Origin of the sequence: Chryseolinea sp. H1M3-3, assembly GCF_029360725.1 — a bacterium.
Taxonomy (GTDB): domain Bacteria; phylum Bacteroidota; class Bacteroidia; order Cytophagales; family Cyclobacteriaceae; genus Chryseolinea.
Window position 1 is genome coordinate 365,093 of sequence record NZ_JARKMY010000014.1, and the last position, 13,530, is coordinate 378,622.

Sequence of the window (13,530 nt, forward strand, 5' to 3'; positions counted from 1 at the left end):
AGATTTCCTGTCCGCGTGTTGAAGTGAAGCCACCTCCCACCCTACGAACTGAAACCAAAATTACTGGAAGGAAAAAACATTTCCTAAGTTCAAACCAAAGTGAAATGTTTTGGAAAATTTGTCTTGATTGAGATCTGCAAAATGAGGCGCTGCCGTCGCGTCAACATTAAATCCGCGGTAACCGATATCCCCTGAAACAAATATATCCATGGTAAAGCCGGTGGAATTATTTCGGCGCATAATTCTGTAGCCAAATAATAGTCCCCATTCAATTCTTTGTTCCACCGCATTAAAAGTATAAATCGCATCGGGATAGAACCCACTGATCTGTTTTTCGTTTTCGAAATGTCCGAGGTTTGTAAAACGAACTTCATGACCGAAATACCACATTCCGGCCTTTAAGGGGTTGTAGAATTTTTGTTTGATACTGATGCTGTATCCTCGTTCAAATTTTTTGCCTGGTGCAATATTCAAATCTGAAGTAAAGAACGGATCGCGAATACCAATGAATTCAAATTCGTGTCCAATTCGTTCCTCCAAATAAAATTCAATACCAATGGGAAGTCGACCGGCTGCCAGCCATAACGGATTTGTCCCAAAGATCACCCCTTGAAATTCATTGATCCGCGCATCGAAATACCCGAAGTGTTTACCTTTTGTGATTTTTTTATCAATACTGCTTTTTCCAGCCAGTTCAACGATCTCGTTGCTTAATTTTTTATCGTCATAGAATGGTTTATAGTATCCGGATAATTTACCATCATTCTCATAGATTTCCCAGGTACCCGTTTTTAAATCATCCTCCAACGTTCCTTTTGTTTGTAAATTTCCGTTGGGAAAATAACCGTAATATGTTCCTTTGCCTTTTTCATATTCGCAGGCTCCTTCCAGTTTTCCATCTTCATAATAATACTCCCATTTTCCCTGCCGTTTTTCGTTGACGATATTTCCTTTTCTCCGCAGTTTTCCGCTGGGATAATATTCCCGGTATTCGCCAGAGCCTTTATCGTAAGTAATTTCACTTTTAAGTTTTCCATCAGCACTTAAGGTTTTCCAGTAGCCGTTTCTTTTTCCCTCCAGGAACGCTCCGCTAGCATTTAATGTACCATCTTCAAAAAAATACTCCCATTGGCCCGTAGGCTCATCGTTAAGGTAACTACCCTTGGATGCCATTTTCCCGGAGGCATAGTGATTTATCCAGACACCATTTTTCTTTCCGTCAATAAATTCGCCTTCATCCTTTAAGGTACCATCTTCTGCATAATACCTCCAGTAGCCTACGTTGCGTGTACCTGACTTCGGTCCTTCACCTAATATTTTTCCAGAATGAAAATACTCGGTATACCTTCCGAAATCTTCAGCATAATCTATCTCTCCTTTTAAAGCACCATCTTCAAAATATGCTTTCCAGTGGCCTATCCGTTTGTTGCTTTTGTATTCTCCAATTTCTTTTATCTGGCCATTTTCGTAAAAGGTCTTCCATTCACCTTCACGGTTTCTTCCATAGATAATACCCTCCATGCTCTTTTGGCCGCCTTCATAAAAGTATTCCCATAATCCATAATTTGAGCTTTTAAAAAGGATACCGCGCATCTTCAACTTGCCTGTCTCATAGAAGAATTCCCAAATGCCGCTCGTTTCGTTATCTGTAAATTGACCCTGCGATTCGACATTACCGTTGAGATAATAGGATATATAGCGCCCGTGAAGGATATTTTTTATAGTATCCTTTACCTGATAGACCTCCTTGATATTTTTCTTCTCAGGGTCGTGGTAGGTCTGGCGCATGAAGCCTTGTGCAAAAATCTGCGAGGCGGCAGCACTAAAAAATAAAAAAATGAGTAAAAAACTTCTCACTACCAGTGTCTTAGCCTTTTGTAAAGATAGTGAAAAAAGGTAACCGGCTGGGCGTAATCGGTGAGCAGTAAATAGTAAGTGGTAAGTAGTAAATAGTAAGTGGTAAGCGGTAACGAGTAATCGTTTGCCTTCTGATTACAATGCTGGTCTACGTTTTATCTTAATGTACAGCACTCAGAATCCCTTTTCCCCACTCAGCGTGTTCTTGTTCGCTCCATAATTCGGGAAAAAACATCACTTTTTGGATTCTCGCTGGAAGATATTTTTGCCAATTCGTGCCGCCTGTTGCTTTAATTTCCTTTTGATTTTTCTGCAAATAATGGCCGGCGGATTTGAGGTGCGCAAAACGCCAGTGAATGTTGGCTAATGCATCGTAGACACGCAAGCGTTCAATAATTTCATCGCGTTCCTCGCTCTGACTTAAATGTTTTTCAAAAATCTGAAGCAGGTTCTTGTCTTTATACTTCATTCCTGCGTCGTAGAATGTGCCCATGTATTTTGCTTCAAATTGTTGCAGCGTGAGGGTCTTTTTACCGGAGGCAAGTTCAGTAGCCCCACTGCGCCAATATAATTTTTCAAGTAATGTATTAAGTTCACGGTCTTGCAACCCTTCGCGCTCTTCAACGCTCACAAGGTTGATCATATCGGTTGAGGCAATCTCAATTAGCCTATACTGTGCCGATTGAAAACCGCTGGCGGGAAGTAATGCCATTCTAAACTTCAGAAACTGCTCTTTCTCCATTCCCACTACCATGATCTCGAAAGAATTAACCAGGTTTTGAAAATAACGTATGATCCTGTTTACACGCTCAATAAAAAACTTCGCATCAATATTCGGGCGGGTGGAAATCTGTTCCAGCTCCAGCATAATCATGCGAAAATATAATTCCGTAATTTGGTGATACATGATGAACACCTTCTCGTCGGGAAAACTGGTTTCAGGCGACTGGAGACTAAGTAAAGTGTCAAGACGAATATAATCCCAGTATGTAAGATAATCCGAATACAACAATCCATCGAGGTATGAAGACAGATCTTGCCCCATCACATTGTACTTTGCCTGAAGCTTTTTCAGTTGCTCCAGGAGGTGTGCGTCAACATTTTCGCCCATCTTTGTTTTTAATAAGTATTTAGGCCTGTCTTGAAAATAAAAGTCACACAAAGACCGCAAAGTGCGAACACACAAAAGCCCAGGAAAGTGTTTTTCCGACAATTGTGGGTAAATTTATGCTTGCAATACATGGACATTAACAAGTTCACCAAAGACAGACACTATTTAGTGGTGTAAATTTGACGCCATAGTTACGAATATTCCAAATCATTATGTCAGCCAAAACATCCCCATCAGCGACAAATTCAAAAAAATCTTCAAAGCAAGACTTATTTGAGCATCCCGATTTTTACGCAATCGATGATTTATTGACAGAAGAACATAAGCTTGTTCGCAATTCCATTCGTGATTTTGTGAAGCGTGAAATTTCACCTTTTGTAGAATATTGGGCTCAGCATGCCCATTTTCCACAGGAGATTGTTAAAAAATTTGGTGACATCGGCGCATTCGGACCCACCATTCCAACTGAATATGGTGGTGGCGGGATGGATTACATCTCCTATGGCATCCTCATGCAGGAAATTGAACGCGGCGATTCCGGAATGCGATCTACAGCTAGCGTGCAAGGTTCATTGGTAATGTATCCCATTTACAAATTTGGCTCAGAGTCTCAGCGAAAGAAATACTTGCCTAAACTTGCCTCGGGTGAATGGCTTGGGTGTTTTGGGCTTACTGAACCAGACCATGGATCTAACCCTGCGGGTATGGTAACAAATTTCAAGGATGCAGGTGACCATTATATTTTAAACGGCGCAAAAATGTGGATCTCAAATGCGCCATTTGCGAACGTTGCTGTGGTGTGGGCAAAAAATGAACAAGGCAGAATTCATGGACTTATTGTCGAAAGAGGAATGCCCGGTTTTTCGGCACCAGAAACGCATCATAAATGGTCGCTTCGAGCAAGTGCTACAGGTGAATTGGTGTTTGATAATGTTAAAGTACCAAAAGAAAATTTGCTTCCGGGAAAAAGCGGCCTAGGTGCACCGTTGATGTGTCTGGATTCCGCACGCTATGGCATTGCATGGGGTGCTATTGGGGCTGCTATGGATTGTTACGAATCAATACGAAAATATGCTGCGGAAAGAATTCAGTTTGGAAAACCCATTGCATCCTTTCAGCTTGTTCAAAAAAAATTGGCAGAAATGTTAACGGAGATCACAAAGGCACAACTCATCAACTGGCGCTTAGGTACTTTGATGAATGAAGGAAAGGCAACAACAGCGCAGATCTCATTAGCGAAAAGAAACAACGTGCAGGTAGCCCTTGCGATAGCGAGAGACGCGCGTGATATGCATGGCGCCATGGGCATTACCGGAGAGTATCCGATTATGCGCCACATGATGAACCTCGAATCTGTGATCACATACGAGGGAACGAATGATATTCACTTGCTGATTTTGGGAAATGAGATTACAAAGATTTCAGCCTTCAGCTAACGGCGTACAAAGACAGCATCCGCCTAAAATAACAGCAATATATTCTTGAAGCGCTCCATTTATAAGGACAAATCGAGCGCTAATTTATTCTACGTATCCGGAAAATGTAATTCGCTGCACAGGGTTTTGTGGATCATTGGAATAAATCGTCAGAGACTTTTGCAGGGATCCTTTCCTGTCTTGTGGGTTAAGCGAAATTTTTATCAAACTGCTTTCACCTGGTTTTATCGATGTCTTTTCTGCAGATGCTGTAACGCAGGTACAATTGCCCTGCAATGATTTAATATCAAGCTCCTTTTTACCGGTGTTATAAAATTGTATTTCTCTTACGCTAGGTACATTTGGTCTTAATCGTCCAAAATCCAATGTCGAAGCTTGAACCCGAAGCTGCGGCGCTTTGGCAAGTTCTTCAGCCGTAAGTTGAGGAAACTCATCTTCCAACGTTGCGTATACTGAAAATGATTTCGTGGCATTCAGCTCGTCATCCGTATACAGTTCAACGTTATCCGACTGAAAACCATACTTGGCTTTCATCTTTCCATTATAGCTTACCTTAATATTTCCCTTTTCGCCAGGAGCGAGTGTTTTTGGTTGTACATCGATTTTGATGTACGCAGGTCCTACATATTTTCCGCTGAATGTTACAGGCTTTGAACCTTCATTTAAGACCTGGAAATCACGTACCGTAAATTCATCTTTGATAAAAACCTTACCTAAGTTAAATGACCCGGATTTTAATTTCCAGCTGCCATTTGCTGCTTGAAACTGTACGTTTTCTTTTTCGCCTTCTACGGCTACCTGACCTTTGATCTGAAGAATAATTGGATTGGAATCTAAATCAGTTGTTACGGTAAGTGATTTATTAAAATAACCTGGTCTTCCAACCGGATTATAACTCGCTTGGATAAATCCTTTTTTGCCAGGTGCAACGGGTTCTTTAGACCAAGCCGGTGTAGTACAACCGCATGACGCCTGCACCCCGACAATTTTAACGTGTCGGCTGCTGTTATTCAAAAAAGTAAACTCATGCGTAACAGGGCCGGCTTGTTCTTTTATCGATCCAAAATCAAATATTTCTTCACTGAATTGCAGGGGCTTCGCTACTTGCGCAAAAACACCTGTACTGCACACCAGACAAAAGAAGAAGAATTTAATACGCATCATTTCAATTTTTAATATCCTACAAATTTAAAACTAATTCGGTTCAGCTTTATTTTATTTCTTTGCAGTATGGCAAGAATTCTTACAGGCATACAAAGCAGCGGAAGACCTCATCTTGGGAACCTGCTGGGTGCTATCATCCCGGCAATACAGCTTTCTCAAAAACCAGGAAATGAATCATTCTTTTTTATCGCCGACCTGCACTCACTAACAACCATCAAGGATGCAGCGATTAGGTCGGCCAATGTTCGGGCAGTTGCTGCTGCATGGCTGGCTTTTGGTTTCGACATTGAGAAAAATTATCTGTATCGACAGTCCCGTATTCCTGAGGTTTGTGAGTTGGCGTGGTATTTAAACTGCTTCACTCCATTTCCCATGCTGGCAAATGCACATTCATTTAAAGATAAGTCTTCCCGTTTGGCCGATGTAAACGCCGGTTTGTTTACATACCCTGTCTTAATGACCGCCGATATCATTTTATATGATGCGGAATTTGTACCTGTCGGAAAAGATCAGCGGCAACATGTTGAAATGGCCCGCGATATTGCTACTGCTTTTAACAATACATTCGGTGAGACCTTCGTCGTACCTGAAGCCAAAATTGAAGAGCAAGTAATGACTATCCCGGGAACGGACGGGCAGAAAATGAGCAAATCTTATGGCAACATCATCGATATTTTCTTACCAGATAAAGAACTCCTGAAACAAATAAAGTCGATCAAGACCGACAGTACGCCAATGGAGTCTCCAAAAAATCCTGAAGGGGATAACGTTTTTGCTATCTACAGCCTACTAGGAACGGCAGATCAAAAAGAATCACTCCGACAAAAATATCTCGGCGGTAATTATGGGTATGGACATGCCAAGCAAGAGTTATATGAATTGATTGTCACTAAATTCAAAAAAGAGCGTGAAGCTTTTAATCATTTCATGAACAACCCTGATGAGTTGGAAAAGAAATTAGAAATCGGAGAAGGAAAAGCGCGGGTGATTGCAGTGGACGTTTTAAACAGGGTAAGAAAAAAATTAGGCTTCCGGTAAAGAGGAAGCCGATTGAATTCAAAATGTTTGTCCTGCGTCGACCAAAATCGTCTTAGACTTTCTCAGAAGTCCAGACCACTTGCTGTTTATCTTTATTGACGCTTAAAATAATCCGCGTAGGGTTAGGTGCAAGAATCAAACGCGTATCTTTTCCGGGCAACTTGTCAACTTCCACGGGTATACCTTGTCCCAGATATCCTATAGGCATCAACACATCATTGTCGGGACAATATTCGTCGTGCACTTGTTGTAAAGCTTCTTCCAGGTATTCTCCATATTCATCTTGGAAATCATCCTCCAGATCATGCAATTCTTCTTCAAGATTATCGTAAGTGGGATCGTTATAATTAATTTTGCTCAACTCCTCCCGCTTCCTGATTATTTCCAATAGCGCTTTATTCAGGGCTTTAACATCCATATCTGTATTTTTCGTAAAGATTAAAGAAATCGCCGAATTACAAAAGATTTATAATGAGGTCATGAAATAATAATTGACAAAAAATTTTGGTAAAAAGTCAAATATGATTTTGCCTTCTTTATTTTTGGCACACTATTAAAATATTCCAATGGATAAACTGTTACAACTTGTTCAAAGTAAAGCGCAAACGTGGCTTAATAGTCCTGTTATTGATGAGGCAACAAAATCGGAAGTGACTTCCCTTCTGTCTAAAAACGATTCGAAAGAACTAATTGATAATTTTTATAAGGACCTGGAATTTGGGACCGGCGGCTTGCGGGGAGTCATGGGCGCGGGATCCAATTGCATGAACCAGTATATGGTGGGCATTGCCACACAGGGGCTTGCGAATTATTTGAATAAGACATTTCCTGGAAAAAAGATTAAGGCAGCAATTGCGTATGACAGCCGAAACAAAAGTGCTTTTTTCGCACAAGTAACAGCCGATATTTTTTCTGCCAATGGCATCGATGTTTATATGTTTTCCGAACTCCGTCCGACGCCATTACTATCGTTTGCTATTCGCTATCTCCAGTGCGATTCAGGTATTGTAATTACGGCTTCTCATAATCCAAAAGAATACAACGGATACAAGGCATACTGGAATGACGGCGCGCAGGTGGTTCCGCCTCACGATAAAAACATTATCAATGAAGTGAAATTGATTACCTCTTTTGAACAGGTAAAATTTAAAGCCGATAAATCCAAAATACATACCATCGGACCAGACGTGGAAGCAGCTTACTACGAAGAAGTAAAAAAGCTGATTCCCAATAAAGCAGTCATCTCCAAGCATAAGCATATTCCATTGGTGTACTCAAGCATTCATGGTGCCGGTATTACCATGGTTCCTGAGTGTTTAAAACAAATAGGGTTCACCAATATCCATGTCGTTGAAGAGCAAGAAAAACCGGATGGGAATTTTCCAACGGTTCAGTCTCCAAATCCCGAGGAAAAATCCGCGATGGAGTTAGTGATTAAAAAAGGTAAAGCTGTTGGAGCAACCATGGTGATGGCAACAGATCCTGATACAGACCGTGTAGGCATAGGGGTACGCAAATCAGATGGCGATTTTATCTTGTTGAATGGCAACCAGGCGTTCAGTCTGATGATGTATTTTATCCTGAAAAATTTGAAAGACAAAACGGATGCATACATCGCTAAGACTATTGTAACTTCTGAACTTGTTGATACGATGGCGGCCAAGCTTGGCGTCGAATGCTACAATACGCTGACCGGTTTCAAGTACATCGCTGAATTAATGGGTAAGTTGGATGGTGAAAAACGTTTTGTGGCTGCAGGTGAAGAAAGCTATGGCTATATGGTGGGTGATTTTGTCCGCGATAAGGATGCTGTTTCTGCCTGCGCATTTTTTGCAGCCATGGCAGCAAGCGCTACCGACGAGAATAAATCCATGTACGACTGGTTAATCGATATGTATGTGGAGTTTGGTTATTATAAAGAAACTTTGCTTAACATTACGAAAAAAGGCCAGCAGGGGGAACAAGAAATAAAATCCATGATGGAGAAATTTCGAAATAATCCCCCTGAAACAATTATTGGAAGTAAGGTTGCCCGTTTGTTGGATTACAAAACGTTACAAGAGAAAAATTTATTGACTGGTAAAACAAGTGCGTTGAATTTTCCAGTCTCCGATGTGCTGCAGTTTTATTTGGAAGATGGTAGTAAAGTATCTGTGCGACCCTCTGGTACGGAACCAAAAATTAAATTTTATATGGCTGTACAAGCACCGTTAAAATCACGGGAGGATTTTGCAGCTGTTACAGCTCAACTCGATAAGAAAATTAAAGGTCTCGAAGAATACTTACTTTCAGTTTAATGCGGTTAGACATGATCATCATCCTTGAAACACTCTTAAAATTATTCGATCGCGATTTACAACGGCTGGAGGAAGAAATTAATCTATATCCCTCTGAAGAAGCTATTTGGAAAGTTAGTGGCGATATAAAAAATCCTGCCGGTAATTTGTGCCTTCACATTTGCGGCAACCTGCAGCACTACATCGGCGCTAATCTCGGGCGAACTTCCTATGTTCGAAATCGTGATTATGAATTTGCAGCAAAGGACATTTCAAAGGCAGCGCTGAGTGCTGAAGTTCAAAAAACGAAACAAGTCGTTCGCGAAACACTCGAAACGCTTAAACCCTCTAGCCTGGAGGCTGAATATCCGGAAAAGGTTTTTGAATATTCAATGACAACAGCCTATTTCCTGATACATCTCTCCTCCCATTTGGGATATCACCTTGGACAAATTAACTATCATAGAAGGATTCTTCAGTAGAGAATGCGGTCGCCGGCGTCGGTCGCCAAGATCGGTGATCGTTAATTATTTTCCATGTGCTAAGTAATCATCGCGTAACCCTTCTGGCTCCGTCTGTCATCGTTCGAGCTTTCGTAACGCTTCGATCGAGCTTCCATCATCCTTGCATAAAATCAGCTTTTATGCAACAACCCTGCATCCAAACGGGTGCTTGACGGAAACTCCATCGAAGGTAAACGCTAGTCAGATCGGGGCGCACGGCTATCAATGGGAATGCTCGAAAGTACGTTGGCTGTTTGATATCGAAACCATGCCCACCTCTCACTTCATGGCAGTCCGGGAAATAAGACGACAGACCTTTGCGCAATTTTCCCGTTCCCAATATCCTGATTACCTTTGCGGATTGCCATGAAAAAAGTCGCGTTTTACACACTGGGATGCAAGCTTAATTACTCTGAGACCTCCACAATTTCAAGGTTGTTTGAAGAAAAGGGCTACCGAAAAGTCGAGTTTACAGAGACACCTGATATTTTTATTATCAACACCTGCTCTGTAACAGAAAATGCCGACAAGAAATGCCATAAAATTGTGCGGGAGGCTCGAAGTATTTCCCCTGATGCTTATGTGGCTATAATTGGATGTTATGCCCAACTAAAACCGCAGGAAATCGCCACTATACCCGGCGTGGATGCGGTGCTGGGTGCAGCCGAAAAATTCAGGTTAGTAGAATTACTGGACGGTTTTGTAAGACCGCCGGAAGCACAGGTTTTTGCTTCGGATATTGAAACAGCAAACAGGTTCAACACATCCTATTCGCTGCACGACAGAACCCGTACGTTTCTTAAAGTACAGGATGGATGTGATTACTCATGTTCTTTCTGTACGATACCATTGGCACGCGGGGCAAGTCGAAGTGATAGCATTGCCAATATTGTCAGGACAGCAACTGAAATTGGAAAAACAGACGTACGAGAAGTTGTACTCACGGGGGTAAACACGGGCGATTTTGGCATCCAGGAAGGAAAACGTGTAGAGCGATTTATTGATCTCATCAAGGCGCTGGACAACGTGCCGGGTATTGACCGTTTCCGGATTTCATCTATCGAGCCCAATCTTCTTACCAACGAGATCATACAATTTGTTGCAGAATCAAATAAGTTCGTCCCGCATTTTCATATTCCATTACAGTCGGGCTCCAATAAAGTGTTGAAGCTCATGAAGCGACGGTACCTTCGTGAATTATATGTTGATCGGGTAGCGGAAATAAAATCATGGATGCCCAATGCCTGTATCGGTGTTGATGTCATCGTTGGGTTTCCCGGAGAGACACAAGAGGATTTTTTGGAAACATACGAGTTTTTGAATAACCTGAATATTTCTTATCTCCACGTATTTACCTACTCCGAACGCGAGAATACGTTGGCGGCCACCTTAAACGATGTTGTGCCTAAACATATCCGGGCAGAACGCTCTAAAATGCTGCATATCCTTTCCGACAAAAAGCGCAGAAAATTTTACGAGGAAAATTTAGATCGGGAAGCAATTGTTCTTTTTGAGAACGACATCGAAAATGGAATGATGCATGGCTTTACCGAGAACTACGTTCGCGTCACCGCCAAGTACGATCCGGTGCTGGTGAACGATTTGAAAAAATTGCGTCTAAAGCTTATCAACGAAAAAGGACTTGTTGAATTAGAAGAACCATCTATCGAAATGCTGGCGCATCGATAGGATTGCCCTCCCACATTCGATCCGGCACAACCAATCTATCTAACGCCATCGCCAAATGCATTCGTTTGAATCAATTCCCGACCGTTTAAGGAATGATCCACACGGGCTCTAATCTTAACATAAGTTATTGATGATCAATCCAATTAGCGCCGGTTTGCAACGTTTTAAAGGGTAGATTCGCGATGCGGGAAAGAATAAAGTTCTTATTTTAGGAACAAGCCCGAAAGCTTATGTGTTTAAAAAATCAAGGAACACAACCATACTTACACGATTAATATAATCAACGACTAAAACGGTTGTAGGAATTTTAAGCAAAGTAACTTAGGCCCATATTTTAACCCCGTATTAAAATGATAACTGTATTTTTTATTGGTGTTTTGATCGCCATTTTTAATAGCATTCAAAAACTTCATGTTCGGCCCGTATTTGTTAGAGTTAAAGCGAATAATAACAAGCGGAATTTCAAATGACTAACCGATTTTAAGAAATCTTCGGTTCTTCAATTTTTGTAATCACCCCGTCCTTAAGTTCGATTCTTCGATCTGCCATCTCGGATAGATGTTCGTTATGGGTAACAATGATAAAAGTCTGTCCCGTTTCTTGTCGAAGTTGAAAGAAAAGGCGGTGCAGGTCTTCTGCATTTTTGGAATCCAGATTACCGCTCGGTTCGTCTGCCAGAATCAAATCCGGGGCGTTGATCATAGCCCGCGCTACAGCAGTTCGCTGCTGCTCCCCTCCCGACAATTCAGAGGGTTTGTGATGAATTCGATCTTCCAATCCTAACATTTTTAGCAATTCTTCACCCCGTTGCCTTATTTTCCTTTCATCTTTCTTCCCAATTAGGCCAGGGATGATAACATTTTCCAAGGCTGAGAATTCCGGCAGGAGGTTATGAAACTGAAAGACGAACCCTAAAGATTTATTACGGAATGCAGCAAGATTTTTTGCAGACTGGCTGAATACATCTTTATCATGAATGAAAACTTTGCCTTTATCCGGGCTATCAAGCGTACCCAAAATATGGAGCAATGTACTTTTACCCGCGCCTGAAGCACCAACAATTGCTACAATCTCACCTTTTCTAATTTCGAGATCAATTCCCTTAAGCACAGCCAATTTACCGTAGGATTTTTCAATCTGAGTGGCGCGTAACATTGTTTGAATTTACGTGTTTCTTGAAATAAAGCCGTAAATAAACTAGTTTCGCCCCAAACAAAAAATTTCATGAACATCCACGAATACCAAGGAAAAGAAATTCTTAAGAAGTACGGGGTAACAATTCAACGCGGCATAGTTGCTGATACTCCGGATAGTGCTATTCAAGCGGCAAAGGAACTTCAGGCAGAAACTGGAACGAAATGGTTTGTCATCAAATCCCAGATACATGCTGGTGGACGTGGAAAAGGAAAGATCAGGGAGACAGGCTCGCACGGCGTCGTATTAGCAAAAAGTATCGCGGAGGTACCGGATAAAGTAAAGGCCATACTGGGGGGCACACTAGTAACGCACCAAACAGGCGCAGAAGGAAAAAAAGTAAATAAAGTATTGATTGCCGAGGATGTTTATTATCCCGGGGAAGCTCAGCCAAAAGAATACTACCTGAGTATCTTGCTTGACAGGTCAAAGGCTTGTCCCGTGATCATGGCATCAACTGAAGGCGGTATGAACATCGAAGAAGTTGCTGAAGAACATCCTGAAAAAATTATAAAGGAATGGATCGATCCTGTTGTTGGACTGCAGCCATTCCAGGCACGTAAAATTGCTTTCGCTTTGGGATGGGAAGGAAATGCTTTCAAAGAAGGTGTGAGATTCATCAACTCACTTTACACTGCATACCTCGGCTTGGATGCTTCCATGTTTGAGATCAACCCGTTACTGAAAACATCCGACAATAAAATTCTTGCGGTAGATGCTAAAGTAAACCTGGATGACAATGCGTTGTACAGACATAAAGATCTGGCTGAATTGAGAGATATCACAGAAGAAGATCCTTTGGAAGTAGAGGCAGGTAAAGCCGGGTTAAACTATGTAAAGCTGGACGGCAATGTTGGATGCATGGTAAACGGTGCCGGACTTGCCATGGCGACAATGGACATTATCAAACTGTCGGGCGGAGAACCCGCTAACTTTTTGGACGTAGGGGGTGGAGCAAATGCTGAAACTGTTGAAGCTGGGTTCCGTATCATTCTAAAAGATCCTAATGTAAAAGCTATTCTGATCAACATCTTTGGGGGAATTGTTCGGTGCGACCGTGTAGCCAATGGCGTTGTGGAGGCTTATAAAAAGATTGGTGATATTAAGGTGCCGATCATTGTACGCTTGCAGGGAACAAACGCTGAAGAAGGTGCAAAAATTATTGAGCAATCAGGATTAAAAGTATTCTCTGCCATATTGCTTAAGGATGCTGCTCAGAGAGTTAAAGAAGTATTAAGTTAAATCATTTTTTATCAGTCCTC

At 41.7% G+C, this 13,530-nt stretch carries 11 protein-coding genes; 6 read left to right on the top strand and 5 right to left on the bottom strand.

The window, feature by feature from the left end; all coding sequences use genetic code 11:
• Positions 1 to 60 precede the first annotated feature (60 nt).
• A complete protein-coding gene (locus tag P2W71_RS22665) occupies positions 61 to 1,857 on the bottom strand; it encodes a toxin-antitoxin system YwqK family antitoxin (protein ID WP_276373684.1) in 1,797 nt (598 codons plus the stop codon).
• A 160-nt stretch (positions 1,858 to 2,017) separates the two neighbouring features.
• Entirely contained in the window at positions 2,018 to 2,968 is a 951-nt protein-coding gene (locus P2W71_RS22670; RefSeq protein WP_276373685.1) for a tryptophan 2,3-dioxygenase family protein, read from the bottom strand.
• 212 nt (positions 2,969 to 3,180) lie between these two features.
• On the opposite strand from P2W71_RS22670, the gene P2W71_RS22675 reads away from it, so the two are divergent.
• On the top strand, positions 3,181 to 4,404 hold the full coding sequence (locus P2W71_RS22675) for an acyl-CoA dehydrogenase family protein (RefSeq protein ID WP_276373686.1): 1,224 nt from the start codon (positions 3,181 to 3,183) through the stop codon (positions 4,402 to 4,404).
• Positions 4,405 to 4,488: 84 nt separating this feature from the next.
• On the opposite strand, the gene P2W71_RS22680 is transcribed toward P2W71_RS22675, so the two are convergent.
• Positions 4,489 to 5,568, bottom strand: a complete 1,080-nt coding sequence (locus tag P2W71_RS22680; RefSeq protein WP_276373687.1) for a DUF1573 domain-containing protein — start codon at positions 5,566 to 5,568, stop codon at positions 4,489 to 4,491.
• A gap of 66 nt (positions 5,569 to 5,634) precedes the next feature.
• Between P2W71_RS22680 and trpS the strand changes: the two genes are divergently transcribed.
• Positions 5,635 to 6,606 (top strand): tryptophan--tRNA ligase, encoded by a 972-nt coding sequence (gene trpS / locus P2W71_RS22685; RefSeq protein WP_276373688.1) that lies wholly within the window; start codon positions 5,635 to 5,637, stop codon positions 6,604 to 6,606.
• A 52-nt stretch (positions 6,607 to 6,658) separates the two neighbouring features.
• On the opposite strand, the gene P2W71_RS22690 is transcribed toward trpS, so the two are convergent.
• The gene (locus P2W71_RS22690) at positions 6,659 to 7,024 is read right to left on the bottom strand and encodes a hypothetical protein (RefSeq protein ID WP_276373689.1); all 366 of its coding nucleotides are present in this window, start codon (positions 7,022 to 7,024) and stop codon (positions 6,659 to 6,661) included.
• Positions 7,025 to 7,172: 148 nt separating this feature from the next.
• Here P2W71_RS22690 and P2W71_RS22695 point away from each other — a divergent pair, with 148 nt between their 5' ends.
• The 3 genes from P2W71_RS22695 to mtaB all read left to right on the top strand — a co-directional run bounded on the left by P2W71_RS22695 (position 7,173) and on the right by mtaB (position 11,074).
• Entirely contained in the window at positions 7,173 to 8,903 is a 1,731-nt protein-coding gene (locus tag P2W71_RS22695; RefSeq protein WP_276373690.1) for a phospho-sugar mutase, read from the top strand.
• A gap of 11 nt (positions 8,904 to 8,914) precedes the next feature.
• Entirely contained in the window at positions 8,915 to 9,364 is a 450-nt protein-coding gene (locus tag P2W71_RS22700) for a DinB family protein (protein ID WP_346659971.1), read from the top strand.
• A 387-nt stretch (positions 9,365 to 9,751) separates the two neighbouring features.
• Positions 9,752 to 11,074 carry a tRNA (N(6)-L-threonylcarbamoyladenosine(37)-C(2))-methylthiotransferase MtaB gene (gene mtaB, locus P2W71_RS22705; protein WP_276373691.1) on the top strand — a complete coding sequence of 441 codons (1,323 nt, stop codon included), beginning with the start codon at positions 9,752 to 9,754 and terminating at the stop codon, positions 11,072 to 11,074.
• A gap of 480 nt (positions 11,075 to 11,554) precedes the next feature.
• Here mtaB and P2W71_RS22710 read toward each other — a convergent pair whose 3' ends face one another.
• Complete coding sequence (locus P2W71_RS22710; protein ID WP_276373692.1) at positions 11,555 to 12,229, bottom strand: ABC transporter ATP-binding protein; 675 nt, start codon at positions 12,227 to 12,229, stop codon at positions 11,555 to 11,557.
• Between the two features lie 69 nt (positions 12,230 to 12,298).
• On the opposite strand from P2W71_RS22710, the gene sucC reads away from it, so the two are divergent.
• On the top strand, positions 12,299 to 13,510 hold the full coding sequence (gene sucC / locus P2W71_RS22715) for an ADP-forming succinate--CoA ligase subunit beta (RefSeq protein ID WP_276373693.1): 1,212 nt from the start codon (positions 12,299 to 12,301) through the stop codon (positions 13,508 to 13,510).
• Positions 13,511 to 13,530: the final 20 nt, after the last annotated feature.

Coding starts and splice junctions, on each gene's coding strand:
- P2W71_RS22670 (WP_276373685.1), bottom strand. CDS start 2,968: ATGGGCGAAAATGTTGACGCACACCTCCTGGAGCAACTGAAAAAGCTT.
- P2W71_RS22675 (WP_276373686.1), top strand. CDS start 3,181: ATGTCAGCCAAAACATCCCCATCAGCGACAAATTCAAAAAAATCTTCA.
- P2W71_RS22680 (WP_276373687.1), bottom strand. CDS start 5,568: ATGATGCGTATTAAATTCTTCTTCTTTTGTCTGGTGTGCAGTACAGGT.
- trpS (WP_276373688.1), top strand. CDS start 5,635: ATGGCAAGAATTCTTACAGGCATACAAAGCAGCGGAAGACCTCATCTT.
- P2W71_RS22690 (WP_276373689.1), bottom strand. CDS start 7,024: ATGGATGTTAAAGCCCTGAATAAAGCGCTATTGGAAATAATCAGGAAG.
- P2W71_RS22695 (WP_276373690.1), top strand. CDS start 7,173: ATGGATAAACTGTTACAACTTGTTCAAAGTAAAGCGCAAACGTGGCTT.
- P2W71_RS22700 (WP_346659971.1), top strand. CDS start 8,915: ATGATCATCATCCTTGAAACACTCTTAAAATTATTCGATCGCGATTTA.
- mtaB (WP_276373691.1), top strand. CDS start 9,752: ATGAAAAAAGTCGCGTTTTACACACTGGGATGCAAGCTTAATTACTCT.
- P2W71_RS22710 (WP_276373692.1), bottom strand. CDS start 12,229: ATGTTACGCGCCACTCAGATTGAAAAATCCTACGGTAAATTGGCTGTG.
- sucC (WP_276373693.1), top strand. CDS start 12,299: ATGAACATCCACGAATACCAAGGAAAAGAAATTCTTAAGAAGTACGGG.